Source organism: Acinetobacter sp. BEC1-S18-ESBL-01 (assembly GCF_014169935.1).
GTDB lineage: Bacteria > Pseudomonadota > Gammaproteobacteria > Pseudomonadales > Moraxellaceae > Acinetobacter > Acinetobacter pittii.
Genome location: NZ_AP022302.1, coordinates 2,495,620 through 2,516,529, shown reverse-complemented (window position 1 = coordinate 2,516,529; position 20,910 = coordinate 2,495,620). Strand labels below are relative to the sequence as shown.

General features: G+C 39.2%; 17 protein-coding genes. 6 read left to right on the top strand and 11 right to left on the bottom strand.

The genetic code is table 11. The features are described from left to right. Window positions 1-226 precede the first annotated feature (226 nt). Both H7R46_RS11885 and trmB read right to left on the bottom strand, forming a co-directional pair. Window positions 227-601 (bottom strand): hypothetical protein, encoded by a 375-nt coding sequence (locus H7R46_RS11885; protein ID WP_005070296.1) that lies wholly within the window; start codon window positions 599-601, stop codon window positions 227-229. A gap of 172 nt (window positions 602-773) precedes the next feature. Beyond that, window positions 774-1,490, bottom strand: coding sequence for a tRNA (guanosine(46)-N7)-methyltransferase TrmB (trmB, locus tag H7R46_RS11880; RefSeq protein WP_005070294.1), 717 nt, complete (start codon window positions 1,488-1,490; stop codon window positions 774-776). A 145-nt stretch (window positions 1,491-1,635) separates the two neighbouring features. On the opposite strand from trmB, the gene H7R46_RS11875 reads away from it, so the two are divergent. Both H7R46_RS11875 and H7R46_RS11870 read left to right on the top strand, forming a co-directional pair. Continuing rightward, a complete protein-coding gene (locus tag H7R46_RS11875) occupies window positions 1,636-4,077 on the top strand; it encodes an ExeM/NucH family extracellular endonuclease (RefSeq protein ID WP_005070292.1) in 2,442 nt (813 codons plus the stop codon). A 207-nt stretch (window positions 4,078-4,284) separates the two neighbouring features. Beyond that, window positions 4,285-4,896, top strand: coding sequence for a glutathione binding-like protein (locus tag H7R46_RS11870; protein WP_002121577.1), 612 nt, complete (start codon window positions 4,285-4,287; stop codon window positions 4,894-4,896). A 60-nt stretch (window positions 4,897-4,956) separates the two neighbouring features. Here H7R46_RS11870 and H7R46_RS11865 read toward each other — a convergent pair whose 3' ends face one another. After that, a complete protein-coding gene (locus H7R46_RS11865) occupies window positions 4,957-5,301 on the bottom strand; it encodes a hypothetical protein (protein WP_002121546.1) in 345 nt (114 codons plus the stop codon). 172 nt (window positions 5,302-5,473) lie between these two features. Continuing rightward, window positions 5,474-7,039: an alkyl hydroperoxide reductase subunit F gene (ahpF, locus tag H7R46_RS11860; RefSeq protein ID WP_005069727.1), complete on the bottom strand. Its 1,566-nt coding sequence runs from the start codon at window positions 7,037-7,039 to the stop codon at window positions 5,474-5,476. A 256-nt stretch (window positions 7,040-7,295) separates the two neighbouring features. Between ahpF and H7R46_RS11855 the strand changes: the two genes are divergently transcribed. Next, window positions 7,296-7,514, top strand: a complete 219-nt coding sequence (locus H7R46_RS11855; protein ID WP_004702746.1) for a DUF1653 domain-containing protein — start codon at window positions 7,296-7,298, stop codon at window positions 7,512-7,514. A 45-nt stretch (window positions 7,515-7,559) separates the two neighbouring features. Then, window positions 7,560-8,147: an O-methyltransferase gene (locus H7R46_RS11850; RefSeq protein ID WP_005070288.1), complete on the top strand. Its 588-nt coding sequence runs from the start codon at window positions 7,560-7,562 to the stop codon at window positions 8,145-8,147. A 63-nt stretch (window positions 8,148-8,210) separates the two neighbouring features. Here H7R46_RS11850 and H7R46_RS11845 read toward each other — a convergent pair whose 3' ends face one another. Continuing rightward, window positions 8,211-8,426, bottom strand: coding sequence for a KTSC domain-containing protein (locus H7R46_RS11845; RefSeq protein ID WP_005070287.1), 216 nt, complete (start codon window positions 8,424-8,426; stop codon window positions 8,211-8,213). A 194-nt stretch (window positions 8,427-8,620) separates the two neighbouring features. Beyond that, complete coding sequence (gene ahpC, locus H7R46_RS11840; protein WP_003652649.1) at window positions 8,621-9,184, bottom strand: alkyl hydroperoxide reductase subunit C; 564 nt, start codon at window positions 9,182-9,184, stop codon at window positions 8,621-8,623. A gap of 352 nt (window positions 9,185-9,536) precedes the next feature. Between ahpC and hrpA the strand changes: the two genes are divergently transcribed. Continuing rightward, entirely contained in the window at window positions 9,537-13,394 is a 3,858-nt protein-coding gene (hrpA, locus tag H7R46_RS11835) for an ATP-dependent RNA helicase HrpA (protein ID WP_005070285.1), read from the top strand. 96 nt (window positions 13,395-13,490) lie between these two features. Next, window positions 13,491-14,597 (top strand): beta-ketoacyl-ACP synthase III, encoded by a 1,107-nt coding sequence (locus tag H7R46_RS11830; protein WP_005070284.1) that lies wholly within the window; start codon window positions 13,491-13,493, stop codon window positions 14,595-14,597. Window positions 14,598-14,698: 101 nt separating this feature from the next. Here H7R46_RS11830 and H7R46_RS11825 read toward each other — a convergent pair whose 3' ends face one another. From H7R46_RS11825 to benC, 5 genes are all read right to left on the bottom strand, one after another. After that, window positions 14,699-15,955, bottom strand: a complete 1,257-nt coding sequence (locus H7R46_RS11825) for an OprD family outer membrane porin (RefSeq protein WP_005070283.1) — start codon at window positions 15,953-15,955, stop codon at window positions 14,699-14,701. A gap of 45 nt (window positions 15,956-16,000) precedes the next feature. After that, window positions 16,001-17,359 (bottom strand): aromatic acid/H+ symport family MFS transporter, encoded by a 1,359-nt coding sequence (locus H7R46_RS11820; protein ID WP_005070282.1) that lies wholly within the window; start codon window positions 17,357-17,359, stop codon window positions 16,001-16,003. Window positions 17,360-17,837: 478 nt separating this feature from the next. Continuing rightward, window positions 17,838-19,031 carry a benzoate/H(+) symporter BenE gene (benE, locus tag H7R46_RS11815; protein ID WP_005070280.1) on the bottom strand — a complete coding sequence of 398 codons (1,194 nt, stop codon included), beginning with the start codon at window positions 19,029-19,031 and terminating at the stop codon, window positions 17,838-17,840. A gap of 57 nt (window positions 19,032-19,088) precedes the next feature. Further along, the gene (locus H7R46_RS11810; RefSeq protein WP_032012889.1) at window positions 19,089-19,874 is read right to left on the bottom strand and encodes a 1,6-dihydroxycyclohexa-2,4-diene-1-carboxylate dehydrogenase; all 786 of its coding nucleotides are present in this window, start codon (window positions 19,872-19,874) and stop codon (window positions 19,089-19,091) included. 18 nt (window positions 19,875-19,892) lie between these two features. After that, on the bottom strand, window positions 19,893-20,909 hold the full coding sequence (gene benC, locus H7R46_RS11805; RefSeq protein WP_005070276.1) for a benzoate 1,2-dioxygenase electron transfer component BenC: 1,017 nt from the start codon (window positions 20,907-20,909) through the stop codon (window positions 19,893-19,895). Window position 20,910 lies beyond the last annotated feature (1 nt).

The window sequence follows — 20,910 nt, the reverse complement described above, 5'->3', positions numbered from 1 at the left end:
TTATGAATATTAATAAGTCTAGAGAATAGATAAAGTGACATTTAAAGAAAATTATAATGAATGAGAGCTTTTTATTTTAGGGGGGAATAAAGGAAGATAATATACCTCAAGAGGGGGATGCTGGTACTTGGAAACAAAATGAGTATCCGGTTGTTACGTTGTTTGTATCCGCTTTTAGCAGGTAATAAAAAACCGCACTTCATTTCGGCGGTTCTTTGAATTTTGTTTATTTACATTTGTTCTCTGGCTTGTCTAATTGTTCGCGTAGCCATTCAGAATCTTCTCTTAGGTTTTCTTTAGTATATCCCATTATTCGAACTTCTTCTGAGGCTGATTCATATTCTTTAAATCTACTTAAAATAAAGTCAAAAAGTTCAATATTTTCTTTCCATCCTTTGCAATCTAGAGTTTTGAGTTTATTAGACCTAACTAGATCTTCTTGCTCAGTTTTTGCCTCTGTGGAAATGACTTGATTTCTGTCCGATTGTGTTTGAATGTATCGTTCCATTAACTTGTAATATTTAAGTTCAAAGTCTTCTTGAGTTGAGGCAAAGCAGCCACTTGATACAATTACACAAATTAGAAATGCGAAAAGCTTCATTGTTATTTTCTGTCTAGTTAAAATGGTGGTTATTATTATATTTATATAACTAATAATTCAAAAGTTATTTTCATTTAAATCTTTATACTCAGTTAATTTTTAATTCTACTTATTCACTAGATTGGTTTTAAAATAAAAAAGGCCTAGTAATAAACTAGGCCTTTTTTATTATTTACTTTATCTTCTTAAAGATAAAGTCATTAATCTTATGGCCTGACTCAATACCACGGCGTTCAAACTTAGTTACTGGGCGCCAGTCTGGACGTGGGTAGCTGTTGCCTTTACCCGCCAAGTTTTCAAGATCTGGACGGTTGTCTAAAATATCAAGCATCCATTCAGCATACGGTTCCCAGTCTGTTGCTGCGTGGAATGTACCACCAAGCTCAAGTTTTTGTTCAACCAATTGCATACGCTCATGAATAACAAAACGGCGTTTGAAATGACGTTTCTTTTGCCAAGGGTCTGGAAAGTAAAGTTGTACACAGTTAATACTGTTGTCTGGCATTTCACGTAAAACCTGAATCGCGTCTGCATCAAGTACACGTAAGTTTTTAACTTCTGCTATACCTGCTTCATATAGGCATTGAGCAATGCCAGGTACGTGGACTTCAATACCCACATAGTTACGTTCAGGGTTTGCTTTTGCCATAAGCACTAACGAACGACCCATACCAAAACCGATTTCAACAGTTAAAGGACGTTCTGGATGTTCGAAGTGTTGGCGTAAGTCGCCAACAGGATATTCCAAAATTAAATCGCGATGTTGTTCTAATGCCGTGCGTTGAGACGTATTAAGTGGTGCTGAACGACGCATAAACGTCACAATTTCACGGTGTTCAGGCAAATTGTCTAAGTCTGCAATTTGCGTTTCTAACTGATCGATCGACATAACCTTGGCAATATTGAAATTCAAATGCGGTATTTTAAGTCTTCATGTGGTCAAGTCAAATGTTTCGATGTTTTTCTTCATGTAGATGTCATGTTCAATATTTAATCTAAGAATCTATATAAATTTCAAATGAACATTTTTACTCATGAAAACTTTTCAATTACGCACACTTTCTGTGCTATTAGGGGCACTTGGTGCTTTTACATATAGTCCTTGGGCACAAGCACAGCTCATGTTTAGTCAATATGTTGACGGCAGTAGTAACCGCAAAGGTTTGGAAATTTATAATCCAGACGGGACTACAGTTAATTTAGCCGACTATGAAATTCAACAATTTAATAATGGCGGTACAGCAAAAACAGCGACTTTCCGTTTACAAGGGACGTTAACCAGTAAGCAAAAGTTTTTAGTAGGTCGTTCTGAGTTACAGGCTGAACTTGGTAGTAAGGTCAATCAGGTCGCTGCATTATCTTTTAACGGTGATGATGCCGTTGTACTTGTTTATAAAGGCACACCTGTAGACCGTTTTGGGCGTATTGGTGAGCGACCAGAGGCGGGGTGGGGAACAGCCGTTTCGAGCTTGGGAAATAGTTTTAAGCGTATTGAAACTGAGAACCCAGCTTTAAGTATTGATGCAACTGCAGCATTTGATTTGGACCGTTCATGGTCGGCTTGGACAAATAGAAATGACTTTTCAAATTTATCTGGCTCATCAACAACACAGCCTCCTGTTGAAACAGTAAGTTGTTCAAGCTCCGATACACCAATTGCTGATTTATCAACCGCAGCACAAAATCAAACTTATACCGTGCGTGGGGTGATAACTGCTGACTATCGTTATGCCAATGGTTTCTCTGGTTTCTATGTTCAGACACCAGATACGAAAGCACGTTCGAATGTTAGCAATGCGATTTTTGTTTATATTCCAAATAGCAGTGCTGTAAAAGGTGGACAAGTTGGCGATGAAGTTATTTTGCGTGGTCGTTTAACAACTTATCAAAACCAATTGCAATTAGATCAATTACAACAAGATATTCAAACTTGTAATAGCAATATGGCAAATCAGGTACAGCCGATTAGCGTTGAACTTCCATTTGCTAGCTTAACAGGTGGTTCAACCCATTCTCCGCAGCGTTATCAAGGTATGTTGGTCAAACTACCTCAGACTTTAACGGTGAGTGAGAATTACAATTACGGCCGTTATGGTGAACTATCTCTAAGCTTAGGCCGCTTATATATTCCGACTAATTTATATCCAGCGTTATCTCCTGAAGCTAAAGCTCTTGCTCAGAAGAATTTATTGTCGAAAATTATTTTTGATGACGGCTATAACAATCAAAACCGTACTCCATGGTTACCGTCAAATTTTAGTGCTGCTAATACCCTACGTTCGGGTTATCAACTTAAGAATGCTGAAGGTATTTTGGAATACCGTTTTAATGGTTGGCGTGTGCAACCAGTGCTTAGACGTAATCAGCCTGAAGTAATTACTCAAACAAACCCGCGTCAAAATGTCATTACCAAAAATGCCAATCACATTCGTGTAGCTTCATTTAACGTTTTGAACTATGACAATGGTGCAACTGGTTTCCCAACAGAGCGTGGTGCAACCACACAAGCTGAGTTTGATAAACAGCACCGTAAAATTGTGAGTGCGCTCAAAGCAATTGATGCCGATGTGTATGGTTTAATGGAAATTGCGAACAATGGTTATGGTCCGAACAGTGCAATTGCTCATTTAACCAGTGCTTTAGGTAGTGATTGGAAATACGTTGTTCCTGAAAACTTAGACCGTTTAGGTGGTGATGCGATTGCGGTTGCTATTATTTATAACAGCAAGCGTGTTAGACCTTTGAATAAACCTGTTGTGCTTGATTTGGGCGACAAGAACCGAACAACATTGGCGCAAAGTTTCCAAGCAGTTCGTGGTAATAAAACGTTTACCGTTATTCCAAATCACTTGAAATCGAAAAGCTGTAGTGGGGTGGATGCTAGCTCTATTGATGCAGACCAAAAAGATGGTCAAGGCTGTTGGAACCCGACTCGTGTGAAAGCAGTAGATCAAATTGTGCAGTGGTTAGCGAAAAATCCGACTCAAGTGCCTAAGCAAAATGCTTTACTTGTAGGGGATATGAATAGCTATGCAAAAGAAGAACCTATTTTGTCATTTGAAAAAGCAAACTACAAAGTTTTGCTGAATGACGCTAAGGTAGGACAGGGTGCTCAGGCATATAGCTATGTGTTTGGTGTTGCGAGTGATGCCAACGGAAATGGTGGAGCGGGTAACTTAGACCATGCAATTGCTGACGCAGCTCTATATCCAAAAGTAGTGAGAACCTTTGCATGGCATATCAATGCAGATGAGCCAACCGTTTTAGACTACAACGAAGAATATAAAACTGATGAGCAAAAGGCATCGTTCTATGTTGAAAATGCTTATCGTTCTTCGGATCATGATCCGATAATTGTTGATCTAGATTTAAATGGTAAAGATTCAAGCCAGCCTGATGATGATAAGAAAAACGGTATTTTTGATTTCTTAACTGAATTAATGAATTGGATTAGCCAGCTTTTTAAACGTAATTAATGGAAAAATTGCGTGACGTAAATGTGTTTTATCATATTTTAAACAATCGTCACGCAAGACAACTTGCAAGGAATAAATTTTTCAAGAATATTAGATGGTGTAAGTATTTTATAAGTTTACGCTTTTTTACAATTAAAGAATTGTGCAAACCTTGCAGGTTTTCTAGAAGCAATTTAAAACGTTAATATGAGATAACAAGGATCAGATATGAAATTATATTATTCGCCAGGCGCATGTTCTTTAGCTGCACATATTATTTTAAATGAAATTAATGTTGATTTTGACTTAGAACGAGTAAATTTAAAAACACATAAAACAGAAAAAGGTGCAGATTATTACGAGATTAATCCAAAAGGATATGTACCAGCTTTAGAAATTAACCCTGGTTTAATGTTAACTGAGAACGTTGCGATTTTACCTTTCCTTGCTCAGCACGATCCTAAGCAGGATTTAATTCCGCCATCAGGGATGGGCCGTGCGAAAGTATTGGAATGGTTGGGTTATTTGAACTCTGAATTGCATGATGCTTATGCAGTTTTCTTTGGGGCACCGTTAACAAGTGATGAAAAAACCAAAGCTTATGCTGAAATCGACCGTCTTTTAAAATATATCGATAACTATTTGTCTGAATCTGATTACGATTATTTGGTAAATGATAATTTTGGTCCAGCAGATGCTTATCTATTTGTTTTAACAAATTGGTCAAACTCAATTGAGCACGACTTAACACCGTATAAGCACATTATTGCATTACGTAATAAAGTTGCAGAGCGTCAATCTGTACAAATTGCGATGCGTGACGAAGGCTTAATTTCATAAAAGATTTTAAGTGCCAAAAAAAGCCCCTAATCAATAGGGGCTTTTTTATACTAAAGACGATTAGTGTTGAGCGTCTTTTTTCACTTCAGCAGCTGTATTTTCAACAGCTTGAGCTGTATCAGCAGTCGCTTTACGTGCAGTCGCTTCTGTTTCAGCTGCAGCTTTAGCAGTCGCATCAGCAGCGTGATCGGTTGCAGCATCGATCTTCTCAGCAGCATTATCAGTTGCAGTTGCAATATCGTCAGCAGCTTTATCACCAGCAGATTTGATATCAGCACTTGCTTGTTGAGCAGCATTTTCTAAGTGTTCACCTGTAGTCGCACCAGTTTCTGGAGCTTTATCTTTATTACAACCAACAAGGGCAACAGTCGCAGCAAGACCTAAAGCAACAAGTAATTTATTCATTGTGTTTTTCCTTCTAATTCATGGCATCCAAATATGGATGTCTAAAATATAAACATAAAGTAAATGATTAATAAAGATCGAAAATTGTTAAAAAGTTGTAACTCTAGTATTAAAAAAGCCTAGCATTTTGTAATGCTAGGCTTGAAATAAATAATAATAATTTTGACCGATTTTACTGCCCAGAACGGATGATGTAATCAAACGCAGAGAGCGATGCTTTAGCACCTTCACCTGTAGCAATAATGATTTGCTTGTAAGGTACAGTCGTACAGTCACCTGCAGCAAATACACCTTGCACATTGGTTTCGTTGCGGTCATTGACAATGATCTCGCCACGGTTGGTTAATTCAACTTCACTGTCTTTCAAGAAGTCAGTGTTTGGCAATAAACCAATCTGTACAAAGATCCCTGCAAGCTCGACTACATGCTCTTCATCAGTCGCACGGTCTTTATATTTAAGACCAGTCACTTGTGAACCATCACCTAACACTTCTGTACTTAAGGCATTCATAATCACCGTTGTGTTTGGCAAGCTATGCAATTTGTTTTGCAACACTTGGTCAGCACGAAGCTTGGTGTCAAACTCAACCAGAGTGACATGCTCAACAATCCCTGCAAGGTCAATTGCTGCTTCAACACCTGAGTTACCACCACCAATCACGGCAACACGTTTGCCTTTGAACAATGGGCCATCACAGTGTGGGCAGTAGGCAACACCACGGGTACGGTATTCTTGCTCACCCGGTACATTCATTTCTCTCCAACGTGCACCTGTAGAAAGGATTACAGTTTTCGATTCAAGTTTTGCACCGTTTTCAAGTTCAACTTCAACCAAGCCATTTGCAGTCTGGTTGGCACCCGTGATTTTGCTGACACGTTGCAGGTTCATGATATCGACATCATATTCACGAACATGGGCTTCCATCTCGGCAGCAAACTTAGGACCTTGCGTCTTTTGCACAGAAGTGAAGTTTTCAATGTCCATGGTGTCCATCACTTGACCACCGAAGCGTTCAGCCACGATACCAGTGTTAATGCCTTTACGTGCAGCATAGATCGCAGCCGTTGCACCCGCAGGACCACCACCAATCACCAACACATCAAATGCATCTTTAGCATTGAGTGCTGCTGCATCTTTTTCAGCTGAGTTAGTGTCGAGTTTCGCTACAATCTCTTCAAGGGTCATACGACCTTGGCCAATGTGTTCGTTGTCTTGGAACACCATTGGCACAGCCATGATTTTGCGTTGTTCCACTTCATCTTGGAAGAATGAACCATCAATCATGGTTGCTGTAGTGTTCGGGTTATAAATGGCAATCAGGTTAAGCGCCTGTACCACATCCGGACAGTTATGACAGCTTAATGATACAAACACATCAAAGTTAGCTTTGAGGTTTAAGCCTTTAATTTGATTTAAAACTTCATCCGACACTTTAGGTGCATAGCCAGACACTTGTAACAGAGCCAAGATCAAAGACGTAAACTCATGACCCATTGGTAAGCCTGCGAAGAATACACGAGGTTGTTCACCTGCTTTAGCCACACCAAAGCTTGGACGACGTGTATTATTACCGTCAAAACGGGCAGTCACCTTGTCAGAAAGCTCAGCAATTTCTGTCACTAATTCTTTAATTTGAGCAGCTTTATCTGATTCATCTAAGGCAGCAACTAATTCGATTGGACTTTCTAGACGTTCTAAGTAAGCTTTTAATTGAGTTTTAATGTTTTGATCTAACATCTGTTTTTACTCCAATGCATCCAAATTCTTTCAATAGATGCATAGTACGTGAAAACACAGAATAGGTAAAACAGTATGTTTTTATATATTTGATCGGTTTTTTGAATTATTGAGGCTATTAATAAGTAAGATCAATAATTTATCTCTAAAATGTTCTTTTTTATGTTTTGTAGTGTTTTAAAGTGAAAGTATTTAAAAATTTATATATGTTATATGGCTGTAAAGATTTTATGTCATAACATTAAAAGGTACTTTCATGTCATTGCAACGCGGCATTTATCAGCATTATAAAGGTAATCTCTATCAAGTTTTTTCTGTGGCAAAACACAGCGAGACTGAAGAAGAGTTAGTCGTTTATCAGTGTCTTTATGGTGACTATTCAACTTGGGTACGTCCTTTAGATATGTTTACTGAAACGGTTCAAATGGCTGATGGAAGTATCGTGCCGCGTTTCAAGTTAATTCAAAGCACTTAACTCAAACGACTTTTATATAAAATAACGATTTTAAAGGGTGAATATATGCCAAATACTTTTTTCTTACAAAGAGTTGCCGATTTATATGACACCTTTAAACGACATGATGCACAGCAGACAGATCGTTTGCTGCGGTATCGTAATATTGAGGCGGAGTCTGCAAAATTACTATCGCAATTTATTCGGATGCAGCAAGCCAAATCAATTTTAGAAATCGGTACTTCAACAGGTTATTCTACTTTATGGCTTGCTGAGGCTGTTCAAGCTACTCATGGAAAAGTAACCACGCTTGAAATTGACGCCAATCGTAGTAATGAAGCTAAACGCCATGCAACCGAACTAGCATTAGATGAATTGGTTGATTTTTGGGTTGGAGATGCAGCCGATTATTTAAAAGAAGCTCAGGAAAGTTTCGATTTTATTTTGTTAGATGCTGAGCGTCCTGCTTATGAGAATTATTGGCCAGATTTAAAACGTTTAATGAAGCCAAAAGGTGGCGTACTCATTATTGATAATGTTATTTCACATGCGGCTGAAGTCAGTTCATTCTTAGCTTTAATTAAAAAAGATGAAAATTTTATGAGCAGTATTTTACCTGTAGGTGCTGGTTTATGTATTGTGGTGGCAAGGTAAGCCATTTAAAAAATGATTTATTCATTCATAAAGGCCTGTTAAAGCAGGCCTTATTTCATTATGTTATGAAGCATTCACTAAAGATAGGCGAGTAAAGTGTAAGTCGAATTCTAAATATTTATGTACAAAAGCAGCTTTGTCTGTTGATCGTAATAAGTTGTCATAAATAAATTCTGGTACAGGATGATAAAGTTCGCCCGAACCATCGCTATAAAATATTTTTAGATGACGTGAAGTCGCATTGTATTTCCATGAAGTGACTGCCACAGTATTCGCCATAAATTTTTCCCCTTTTATTTCATATTACTTAAGCTCAAAAAACATCGGTTATTTATTCGACATTACTCAAACTTCATGTAATGGGGAAGGGCATAATTGTAAAAGTATCAGTAGAAAATGTGATGTGCTTATTCAAAACAAAAGAACCATCCGATGAAGGATGGTTCTTTGAGTTTTTAAAATCTAATAAGAGATTAGATTTTACCAACTAGGTCGATAGATGGAGCAAGAGTTGCTTCGCCTTCTTTCCATTTAGCTGGGCAAACTTCACCTGGGTGAGCGTGTACGTATTGAGCAGCTTTTACTTTACGAAGAAGTTCAGATGCGTCACGGCCGATACCACCAGCGTTGAGTTCAACGATTTGGATTTTACCTTCTGGATCGATAACGAAAGTACCACGGTCAGCTAAACCTTCAGATTCGATAAGAACGTCGAAGTTTTTAGAAAGAGTCCAAGTTGGGTCACCAACTAATGGGTATTGGATTTTTTTGATTTCTTCAGAAGTGTCGTGCCAAGCTTTGTGAGTGAAGTGTGTATCAGTAGATACAGCATAAATTTCAACACCAAGTTTTTGGAATTCAGCGTAGTTGTCAGCTAAGTCACCAAGTTCAGTTGGACAAACGAAAGTGAAGTCAGCTGGATAGAAGAATACAACAGACCATTTACCTTTAAGGTTAGTTTCGTTAACTTCAACAAATTGGCCGTTGTGGTAAGCAGTTGCTTGGAATGGTTTAACTTCAGTATTAATCAAGCTCATCATTGTCTCCATGATTGAGGTTTATATTTAAACTTGTTTACGAGATGTAGAATAAATAAAAATTCTTTATTGGGGAAATAGTATTTTTACATGACTAAAATCGGAAAATCGAATAAGTGATAAATTTACGATTTTTAAGTCCCCACACACTGTATTCGATTTGACTGCAAAAACATGTAAATCAAATGACAGTTATCGTAAAAGAAACTTGCCTAACAACATGAAGTCTAGTGAATCAAAATTCAAGGGTAAAATTTTAAAAAATTAAAAATATATAAAAAACCAACTGTTTTACCTTATGGTCATTAGAGCGTAAAATAGAGGATTGTTGTATTTTCAGGAAAATTTGTCTGTGCAGAATGATTTAAATATTGATCAGTGGGTGATGGCAAGAGATCGTTACCGTTTAAATCGTTTGCGTAAAGATAAAAAAGCCAATGCAGCAGAGATTGAAAAATTATTTGAACAATCGAATGCCAAAGTAAGACAACGATTTGAACGCCTACCTAAAATTAAACTGAATCAGGAATTACCTGTTTCTCAATATGCTGACCGTTTAATTGATGCGATTCAAAAGCATCAGGTCATTATTGTGGCGGGTGAAACAGGTTCAGGTAAAACCACTCAGCTTCCTCAAATTGCAATGCTAGCAGGTCGTGGCTTAACGGGTATGATTGGTCATACACAGCCTCGTCGATTAGCTGCACGTAGTGTTTCTCAGCGTATTGCAGAAGAAGTCGGTGAAAAGCTTGGCGAATCGATTGGTTTTAAAATTCGTTTTAATGAGCAAGGTTCGCAGGACTCAATCGTACGGTTAATGACCGATGGTATTTTGCTTGCTGAGTTAGGTAATGACCGCTTCTTGTCTAAATATGACACGATCATTATTGATGAAGCGCATGAACGCTCACTCAATATCGATTTTATTATGGGCTATTTAAAGCAATTACTGCCAAAACGCCCAGATCTAAAAGTTATTGTGACTTCAGCTACTTTAGATGTAAATCGCTTTAGTAATTACTTTAATGACGCCCCCATTTTTGAAGTAGAGGGGCGTAGTTATCCTGTCGAAGTGCTTTATCGCCCAATTTCAGAAATGAATATCGGCGGCAGTGATGACGATGAGTTTGATGATTTTGAAGAAAACCTTCCTCGTGCAGTGGTACAAGCGGTAGAAGAATGCTTTGCTGATGCAGAAGCAAAAGGTCATCCTGAACATGCCGATATTCTGATTTTCTCAAGCACCGAACAAGAAATTCGAGAGTTGCAGGAAACCTTGCAAAAGTACGGGCCAAGACACACCGAAATTTTACCTTTGTATGCGCGTTTAGCCGTTTCTGAACAGCAGAAGATTTTTAGCCCTGGCGGAAAAGGCCGTCGTATTATTATTGCGACGAACGTGGCCGAAACTGCACTTACGGTTCCGAATATTCGCTATGTGATTGATAGCGGTTTTGCTCGTATATCGCGTTATAACTATCGTTCACGTGTACAACGCTTACCAATTGAAGCAATTTCTCAAGCCGCAGCCAATCAGCGTAAAGGGCGTTGTGGCCGTATTGCTCCGGGTGTGTGTATTCGTTTATATAGCGAAGAAGATTTTTTAAGTCGTCCTGAATTTACCGAACCTGAAATTAAACGAACCAACTTAGCATCTGTTATTTTGCAAATGCAGAGCTTAGGGTTAGGTGAGTTAGAAAACTTCGATTTTATTGAGCCGCCAGATTTCCGTCTAGTCAATGATGGGCGTAAGTTGCTGATTGAGTTAGGCGCACTTAACGAGAAGAAAAATGAGCTGACCAAAGTTGGGCAAATGATGGCACGTATGCCAATTGACCCACGACTCGCTCGTATGATCGTGGGCGGTGCTCATTTTGGCGTACTCAAAGAAATCTTAATTGTGGTAAGTGCTTTAGCTGTTCAGGACCCGCGTGAGCGCCCAGCTGATAAACAAATGCAAGCTGACCAAAAGCATGCATTATTCAAAGAAGCGGATTCAGATTTTCTGTTTTATTTAAAACTTTGGGAGACTTTAAATCCTAAAGGCGAAGCAGGGATGTCGGAAAATAAACGACGTCAATTTGCCAAGCAGCATTTCTTAAGCTGGTTGCGTTTACGTGAATGGAAACAGACACACCAGCAATTGGTTGAGTTAGCCGAAGGCTTAAAACTCAGTTTTAATGAAAAACCTGCGAATTATGAAAACTTGCATCGTGCATTGCTGACAGGTTTATTATCGTTTATTGCTAATAAAACAGATGAACGTAATACCTTTATGGCGGTGCGTCAGCAAAAGGCTAAAGTTTTCCCTGCAAGTACGCTGCACAAAACCAATACATCTTGGGTGATGGCTTTTGAGATGGTCGAAACCTCTCAAGTATACTTACGTACTTTAGCCAAAATTGACCCTGAATGGATTTTGCTTGCTGCACGCGACTTATTGAAATATCACTATTTCGAGCCACATTGGTCTAAGAAAGCGGGAATCGTCAATGCGTATGCACAAATTTCTTTATTCGGTTTAATTATTGAGCCAAAGCGGTTAATTAATTTTGAGAAAGTTGACCAACCTGCTGCTCATGAGATTTTCTTACGCGATGCATTAACCACAGGTAACTTGGGTACAGTTCCACCATTTTTAAAACATAATTTGCTTAAACTTGAAGAAGTGGAGCGAGTTGAAGATAAATTGCGTCGCCGTGATTTAGTCGTCGATGAAGAAACGATTTATCAGTTTTATGCGTCGAAAATTCCGGAAGAAATTGCGAGCCGCCGTAGTTTTGAAGACTGGCGTGCGACAGTAGAAGCAAATAATCCTCGTTATTTATTTATTGACGATGAGGCGCTCTGGCTCAATGATCGACCAACAACGCAGCAATTCCCAGATCATTTACATAATGGGCAGCTGCGTTTAGCAACCACATATCATTTTGACCCGAGCCATGACGAAGATGGTGCTACTGTTCAAATTCCTGTACAGGCGCTGCCTCAAGTGGATGAAAATATCTGGTCATGGGGAATTCCAGGTTGGCGCCAAGATTTAATTGAGGCTTTACTCAAAGCTTTACCTAAAGACAAGCGTCGTAATGTGGTGCCAATTCCTGATACAGCTCGTAAGCTCATGCAAGGGGTTGATGCAGTACATTTACGTGAACATATTTTTAGTTATTTAGCTTTTGCCTTACGTGGTGAACAAATTACTGAAAAAGATTTCTCGTTTGAACGTATTGATCCATATTTGGTGCCTTTCATTAAAGTGATTGATGAAAAAGGTAAGCTGATTGCGAAAGGCCGCGATTTACCTGAATTAAAAGCGCGTTGCCGCGTAGAAACGCATCGTCCAGTTAAACAGCAAAAAGGTGAGTTTAAAGACTTTCCTGAAAACTTTACTTTTGAGGCTTCTCATAAAGTCACGGGCGTTGTAGTTAAACAATATCAGGCTTTAGTTCCGACCAAGGCTTTTGCTGACCTCGAAGCTAAAGATGAGTCAGGCATTGTTATTCAAACGTTTAATGATCAAGCTGAGGCGATTAAACAGCATCGTGAAGGTATTATTCGTCTAGTCCATATGCAACTTGGTGATTTAGTTCGTCAGTTGAAAAAGCAGATTTCAAAACCGCTCGCGTTGGCTTATTCACCTTTGGGTGATAAAGCTAAGCTTGAGCAGATGTTGGTCTATGCTACGTTGCAAATGGCAATTACAACTTTGCCAATTAATGCAGATGAATTTAATAAACTACTCGAGCAAGTCAAAAAGCAATTTTTGAGTTATGGTCAGAAAGCACTTGAGCAGTTAAGTGATATTTATATTCAATGGCAGCAAATCCGTCGTCAGCTTTTAGTACTTGATGCAGGGGTGTTTGGACGCAGTATTGATGATATTGAAGATCAGCTAGATTTAATGTCACTTAGCAATTTTGTTTATTGCCAACCCGTCGATCTTTGGCAGGAATATCCGCGATATTTAAAAGCGCTGCTATTGCGTTTAGATCGATTGCCAAATAATCTACAGCGAGATCATGCCGCTATTGATGATGTCGATCCATGGATGGACAAGGTGTTTAAATTCAAAAACAACCCCAAAATCAAAGAATTGTATTTGATGTTGGAAGAATTCCGCATTTCTTTATTTTCTCAACCGATGAAAACCAAGATGCCTATTTCGCCAACTCGACTGCAAAAGTTATGGGATCGTTTGGGAATCAGTTAAGATAGATCGGGGGTCTGTTTATGCTGTTGTTTAGCCTACAACGCAATTTATAAATGAAAGATTAACAGACCCTATTCATTTTTTTAGGAGTTTTACATGGGCATTCGTATCACAGGTACTGGGTTATTTCACCCAACAGAAATCATTTCTAATGAAGAACTGGCCGACAGTTTAAATGCTTATGTGGAACAATATAACCAAGAGAATGCAGAGAAAATTGCAGCAGGTGAGCTAGAAGAATTACGTGGTTCTAGTGCTGAATTTATTGAAAAAGCGTCTGGTATTAAGCGCCGTTACGTGATTGAGAAATCAGGTATTCTCGATCCAAATCGTTTACGTCCTCGTTTGTCTGAACGTTCAAATGACGAACTTTCACTTCAAGCAGAGTGGGGCGTTATTGCTGCGAAGCAGGCAATGGAAAATGCAGGCGTAACTGCTGAAGATATCGATGTTGTAATTTTGGCATGCTCAAACATGCAGCGTGCTTATCCGGCTGTAGCGATTGAAATTCAGTCAGCACTTGGCATTCAAGGTTATGCCTACGACATGAACGTTGCATGTTCAGCTGCAACTTTTGGTTTGAAACAAGCGGCAGATGCAATTCGCTCGGGTGCTCGTCGTGTTTTATTGGTGAACGTTGAGATTACATCGGGTCACTTAGATTACCGTAATCGTGATTGTCACTTCATTTTTGGTGATGTTGCAACGGCTTCTATTATTGAAGAAACCACTACTAAAACTGGTTTTGAAATTTTAGATATTCATTTATTTACTCAATTTTCAAACAACATTCACAATAACTTTGGTTTCTTAAACCGTAGTGAAGATGCAGTTGTTGACGACAAGCTATTCCGTCAAGATGGCCGCAAGGTATTTAAAGATGTTTGTCCGCTTGTAGCAAAAATTATTAATGCGCAGTTGGAAAAAATGCAGTTAACTGCAAACGATATTAAGCGTTTCTGGTTACACCAAGCCAATGCCAACATGAATGAATTAATCTTGAAATATGTGGCTGGTAAAGAGGCAGATCTAAGCCGTGCCCCAATTATTCTAGATGAGTTTGCCAATACTTCTTCAGCAGGTGTGATTATTGCTTTACACCGTACAGGCCATGAAGTAGATAATGGCGAATATGGTGTGATTTCATCTTTCGGTGCTGGTTATTCAGTCGGTTCGATTGTTGTACAAAAGCACGTTGCTTAAGTTGCAAAGTTAATTAAAAAACGCTCGTAAGAGCGTTTTTTTATGAGTCAAAAATAATAAAGCGGACTAAAATTAGCCCGCTTCAATTGAATCAAAAATGATTAAAACTTTTTGGTGTAGTTTACAAACAGGCGATCTTCACCAAAGTCATTACCATGTTTAACGTTGTAATCAATACGAATGTATTGCAGGGCAACACCTTTTAGGAACGGTTGCTGAAATGCGTAGTTTAAAATCACATTCGACTCAGTTTCATGGTTTTTTTCACCATTGGCTGCTTTAAAGTCATGGCCATAGACATATTTCACCATCGCATTTAGGCCCGGTACATAGTCTTTAAAGTCGTAGCCATACATTACATGATAGGACTTTTCGTCTTCTTTAAAGAATCCAGTTGCGTTCCAGTTAATGAAATACGTCTCTGGTAAGAAACCATCTGGTAATGGATAAGCCGACTCACCGATAATCTGCTGGTACCCCAAGCCAAAGGTATGGTTTTTTACTTTGAGCGTTTCTAGCACCCCGATGTTTTGAGCATCAATATCAAAGGTATTGCCATCATCTTTTGCATTAAAGTATTTAAACTTAGAGGTCAGAGCAAAACTTGGCTGTTTCCACGTATGTTCAAGTCCTACATAGTGTTTGTTATACAGATCTTCTAAATTACCGAAGTAATATTCACCCTTTAAAGACGGCGTGAATTGATAACGTAGGTCAATATAATTTAACCCATCAGATTCTTTAGTAACTCCATTTGCAGTAAAGGAAAACTTTTTAAAGTCTTCTTCATTACGTGGAGAGACTTTTTCAACCCGTCCAATTTCGGCATAAAGCTGATCTGAAAGTTGTGACTTTAAATTGGTTCCCCAATATGAAGTGAGTAACTGACGACTAGCATCTACAGCCGTTACAGGTAAATCTAGCCAGAGTTCACCGACACTTAAAAGAGTTTTGTCATAACCCAGCTTTAAAGTCGCGCCGTATTTTAAATAATCTGAAGCCTGAGATTGCGTTTCTTTATTAAAAGGCAAAACTGTGTCAGCGACATGTTTGTCTGAACTCAAGCGCACGGCGTATTGAACCGATGCATCGGCCCCAATTGTGATTGGCTTGTCTGCTATGACTAACGGAGTGTCATGCATTTTCGATTTATAAAATAAAGACGCTGCCTGAGACCAACTGCCCGTATCTTTGAGTGAATCATTATCAAAATTACGGTTGATATAGGCATTTTTTAAAGTGAATTTCCATTCATCTTCAGTTTGCTGATTTGGATTTGCGGCCCATGAGTTACTGCACATCAGTAATAAAGTGGCAACGGCTAAAGTGTGTGGTTTAAAACGGTGAAATAATTCCATAATCCATTTCCAAAAAAGATGCGCCAGTCCTCGGCGCATTTATATTTATTGCTGGGTAAGCGTGTTTTGAGGGTTAAAGGTTGAAGGCGTTTGTGCGGCAACAGAGGCTTTGAGATTGACCATAAATATTGCAAGTGCAGCAATCACACCCGGAATTGCAATCGCTAAAAAATTCATTTGGTGAGGAAGCTCAAGTGTGAGTAGGGCTCCTGTTAAAACTGGTCCGATAATCGCGCCAATACGACCAATTCCAGATGCCCAGCCCATGCCAGTTGAACGAAGTGCTGTCGGATAGAACTGTGCCACGAAAGTGTAGAGTAAGATTTGTGAACCAATGGTGGCAGCACCAGCAATCGCAATCAGGCTATATAAAATAAATTGTGGACTATTAATGCCAAGCAGAATTAAAGCTGCCGATCCCACAATAAACATGATCGTAATAACAGGTTTTAAATGGAATCTGTCTGCTAAAGCACCGCCACCAATTGCTCCGACCATACCGCCAATATTGAGTGCAAACAGGAACAACATGCTTGCACCTAATGAGTAGCCCGCTTGGAGCATGAGTTTAGGTAACCAACTTCCTAAGGCATACACCATGAGTAGGCACATAAAGAAAGCAATCCAGAACATAAATGTGCTGAAGGTACGACCCTGTTGGAAAAGCGCACGGACAGGTGCATCTGTTGTGGTGCTTTCATTTAATACCAGTTGAGTATTGGCGTTTACCTGAGTTTGAGGTGCAATTTTACTCACAATACCTTTCGCCTGCTCGCTATGGTTTGATTTCACTAAAAAGGCGAGAGATTCTGGCAAAAATTTCCAGATGAGTGGGAGCAGCAACAGGGGAATACCCGCAATTAAAAACATGATTTGCCAGCCCATATCTTTTACTAGCCATGCACCGAGTAGAGCAGATGTCATGCCACCAATTGCATAGCCACTAAACATGATTGCGACTAATGTACTGCGGATTTTTTTGGGTGCGTATTCAGTCATAAGTGCGACAACATTTGGCATAACGCCACCAATCCCAAGACCTGCGATAAAGCGCAAAATAGCAAACTCTGTTGGTCCTTTGGCAAAGGCACCCATAAAGGTAAATCCGCTAAATAAGGTGACACAAATCAGGATGGTCTTTTTACGTCCCAGTTTGTCTGAAAGTGTGCCGAAAATCATAGCACCGAACATCATCCCGAATAGCGCAGCACTGGCGAGTAAACCAGCTTCAACAGCAGTTAATGACCATTGCTGCATTAACAGAGGAAGAGCAACCCCATAAATAACTAAATCATATCCATCAAAAATAATAATAAGTAAGCACCAGATTAAAACTTTCCAATGAAAAGATGTAAAACTAGCTTTATCAATTAACTCATTAATATTAACCTTACTCGTATCCATTTTCTTCACCTCCAATTTGTGAAGCATCGCGTTATTTTTTAATAAACTATTTTGTTGTTGGATTAGAGTCAAAAACCTAATTGATATATCTTTATGTCTTTAAGGTATTGTGCTTTTATTAATTTAATTATTTGAAAAACATGTATTTATTTTTATTGTTTTAGTTGGCTTTGTTGTGTCTTTAAAATAGGGTTAAATATTGTATTATGAGAATTTTAAGGATTTTAGAGATGTTTTTTTATAGATTTTATTGATGATAATCACGCTTGAAAATATCGTTAAATTTATATTATGAGTTGAAGTAAAAATATAAAAACAAAATACTAAAATCTATTATTTAATTATTTTAGAAATTGATCTTAAAAATGAAATTTAATTTATATTTAATAAAAATCGCCAAATCAGAATTAGCAAATTATTTGCATCCTGATTTGGCGATTGAGGCTTTATTTTAGTGGTAGGCGCTTAGATAAAAAACTTAATTTGTGGCTGGCGTTGAGCGTGGGGTGAGAATGAAATGGGCGATTACACCAATGCAAATACCCCAAAAAACTGAGCTTAATCCAAGAAAATGCATGCCTGATGCGGTAGCTAAAAAGGTAATAAGTGCAGCATCACGTTGATTGTCATTTTTCATGGCAACAGAAATATTGGTGGCAATTGCTCCAAGCAAGGCTAAACCTGCCAATGCTGCAACCAACTCTTTAGGAAGTAAGCTAAATAGCATGACAATACTGCCAGCAAATAAGCCTCCTAAAATATAAAAAATTCCATTGGCAATTCCTGCGATATAGCGTTTTTCTTTCAGTTCATGTGCATCTTTGCCCATACATAAAGCGGCGGTAATTGAGGCAAGCACAATGGTAATACCACCGACGCAGGCAACAGCTAAAGAGGCAATACTAGTGACAGTAATAATGGGTTTGGCTGGGGTATCGTAACCGCTGAGTTTCATAATCGCCATACCCGGTAAAAATTGGCCGGTTAGACTGACTAAAATGAGAGGAACGGCGAGGTTCAATGTTGAGTTCCATGTCCATTCTGGGCTAATCCACTGTGGAATAGCTAAACTAAAACTCACATCAACCGGATTCATTTTGCCTAAAATGAGGCTTAATAAAACTCCTGCAGCTAACACCCAAATCATGGTGTAGCGCGGCATTAAACGTTTGGCAATTAAAAAGACAATAAGCATGCTAAAGACAATAAAAGGCATGCTATCAGACGCGGTAAATAGGCCAATACCGAATTGAAAAAGAATACCCGCCATCATGCCCGCAGCGACGTCTTGTGGAATCCACTTCAGTAACTTGTCGAAGTAACCTGTAAAACCAATTAAGAATATAACAATGGCAGAAGTAATATACGCGGCTACTGCTTCATTTAATGAGACGTTTGGAAATAAGGTAACTAACAGGGCTGTACCTGGTGCAGACCACGCGGTTATGACAGGCGTTTTATATTTAATCGAAAGATAAATACCTGAAACGGCGGCACCAATTGAGATTCCCCAAATCCATGACACCATCATGTCGGTGGACACATGAGCACGCTGAGCAGCTTGGAAAAAAATAATCAGTGGGCCTGAATAAGAAATTAAAACCGCAAGAAAGCCAGCAACTGTTGCTGATATGGACCAGTCATTTTTTAATGTCTTTAACAGGGTTGCCATGTGTGATTGCCTCCATGCAAATCATATTATTTACCCAATCATGCAAAAAGATCAGGGTTAACCCTGATCTCCACCTCCGACCGAAATAACCGAGCCAGTCATATATGATGCTTCGTCTGATGCAAGAAATAAAATTGCATTCACTTGTTCTTGAATTGTGCCATAACGCCCCATAAATGTTCGATCTATTGTTTGATCAACTACTTGCTGCATCCAGTCTTTTTCATTTTGACTTAATGGGTTGGCGTTTCGCGGTACTTTGCGAGGTGGTGCTTCGGTTCCACCAGTCGCAACAGCATTGACACGAATTCCGTCTTTGGCATGTTCAAAAGCAAGTGATGCCGTTAAAGCATTTACACCACCTTTCGATGCAGAGTAGGGAATACGGTTAATGCCACGGGTTGCAATTGAAGATACATTTACTATTACACCCGATTGTTGCTTAATCATGGCAGGTAACACGGCGCGGCAGCACCATAATGTTGGAAACAATGAGCGATTTACTTCCTTAATGATCTCTTCTTCGGAAAACTCTTCAAAAGGTTTCATCCAGATCGCGCCACCCACATTATTAATCAGGATATCTACCCGACCATAATGTTCAATGGCTTTTGCAACAACCGCTTGTGCACCTGCATAGGTTTCAAGGTCAGCATTAACCGTGACGGCATTGCCATTTGCACTCTGAATTTCTTTGAGAACCTCTTCAACATATTCGGAGCGGTCAGCCATGATGACTTGGCCGCCTTCAGCTGCAACTTGCAGTGCCACGCCACGACCAATGCCTTGAGCACTACCCGTAACAATCACGACCTTATCTGTAAATCTTTGAAGGTTTGACATAGATAATTTCTCCACCTATTAATTCGCAGAGAATTTTTCAAACAAGAAATTAGCAGGTTTGATATTTTCAGTTTCTAACCAGCCACGTACAGCTTCTACCATTGGTACTGGGCCACATAGATAAACATCGACATCACCGCCATTTAACCATTCACTTTCAATATGACTGGTGACATAGCCTTTGCGTTCATGGTTGCTCTCAGGGCTTGCAACTACAGTTCGATATTCAAACCATGGGAATTTTGCCTGCAACTCATTGAGTTTTTCTAAAGCAACCAAATCAAAGTCATTGGTTACACCAAAGACTAAACGAACTGGTTGTTCTGAACCTTTTTCTTCAAGTACTTGTAACATCGACATAAATGGGGCAATGCCAGTACCGCCTGCAAGCATAAGCACAGGACGCGCTACATTACGTAAGTAGAAGCTACCGAATGGACCGGTAAATGTCATTTTGTCGCCAGCTTTAGCATTCTTGCTTAAGAATTCACTCATTTTTCCGTTCGGTACGTTACGGACCACAAAGCCCGTTAAGCGGTTGCCCGGTTTTGAGCTAAATGAATATGAACGGGTTTCGCCAGTTTCTGGAATTGCAACATTTACATACTGACCTGCAAGGAAATGAATATCCGGTTGACCTTCATCAAGTTGAATATCAAATGTGATGGTTGAATCTGATAAGTTTTCAACGCGGGCTAAAGTACCTTGGAAACTATGAATTTCTGTTTTGCAAACATCTGATGAGGCTTGAATCTGGAATACTGCATCGGAAGTTGGGCGACATTGGCAAGCAAGAATATAGCCTTGCTCAGCTTCTTCTGGGGTTAATGCATCTTCAATATAGGTTTCTTCTGGCATGTCATAACTACCGGACTCGCAAAATGCGCGGCAAGTTCCACATGCACCATCACGGCAATCCAAAGGAATATTAATTTTTTGGCGATAGGCTGCGTCAGATAGGGTTTCGCCTTGAGCTACGTTAATGAAACGTGTAACACCATCTTCAAATTGAAGTGCGATATTATGGTTTGACATG

Coding starts and splice junctions, on each gene's coding strand:
- H7R46_RS11825 (WP_005070283.1), bottom strand. CDS start 15,955: ATGGAATTATTTCACCGTTTTAAACCACACACTTTAGCCGTTGCCACT.
- H7R46_RS11830 (WP_005070284.1), top strand. CDS start 13,491: ATGGGCATTCGTATCACAGGTACTGGGTTATTTCACCCAACAGAAATC.
- benC (WP_005070276.1), bottom strand. CDS start 20,909: ATGTCAAACCATAATATCGCACTTCAATTTGAAGATGGTGTTACACGT.
- H7R46_RS11885 (WP_005070296.1), bottom strand. CDS start 601: ATGAAGCTTTTCGCATTTCTAATTTGTGTAATTGTATCAAGTGGCTGC.
- ahpC (WP_003652649.1), bottom strand. CDS start 9,184: ATGAGCTTGATTAATACTGAAGTTAAACCATTCCAAGCAACTGCTTAC.
- H7R46_RS11855 (WP_004702746.1), top strand. CDS start 7,296: ATGTCATTGCAACGCGGCATTTATCAGCATTATAAAGGTAATCTCTAT.
- benE (WP_005070280.1), bottom strand. CDS start 19,031: ATGGCAACCCTGTTAAAGACATTAAAAAATGACTGGTCCATATCAGCA.
- H7R46_RS11810 (WP_032012889.1), bottom strand. CDS start 19,874: ATGTCAAACCTTCAAAGATTTACAGATAAGGTCGTGATTGTTACGGGT.
- H7R46_RS11875 (WP_005070292.1), top strand. CDS start 1,636: ATGAAAACTTTTCAATTACGCACACTTTCTGTGCTATTAGGGGCACTT.
- H7R46_RS11870 (WP_002121577.1), top strand. CDS start 4,285: ATGAAATTATATTATTCGCCAGGCGCATGTTCTTTAGCTGCACATATT.
- trmB (WP_005070294.1), bottom strand. CDS start 1,490: ATGTCGATCGATCAGTTAGAAACGCAAATTGCAGACTTAGACAATTTG.
- H7R46_RS11820 (WP_005070282.1), bottom strand. CDS start 17,359: ATGGATACGAGTAAGGTTAATATTAATGAGTTAATTGATAAAGCTAGT.
- H7R46_RS11865 (WP_002121546.1), bottom strand. CDS start 5,301: ATGAATAAATTACTTGTTGCTTTAGGTCTTGCTGCGACTGTTGCCCTT.
- ahpF (WP_005069727.1), bottom strand. CDS start 7,039: ATGTTAGATCAAAACATTAAAACTCAATTAAAAGCTTACTTAGAACGT.
- H7R46_RS11850 (WP_005070288.1), top strand. CDS start 7,560: ATGCCAAATACTTTTTTCTTACAAAGAGTTGCCGATTTATATGACACC.
- H7R46_RS11845 (WP_005070287.1), bottom strand. CDS start 8,426: ATGGCGAATACTGTGGCAGTCACTTCATGGAAATACAATGCGACTTCA.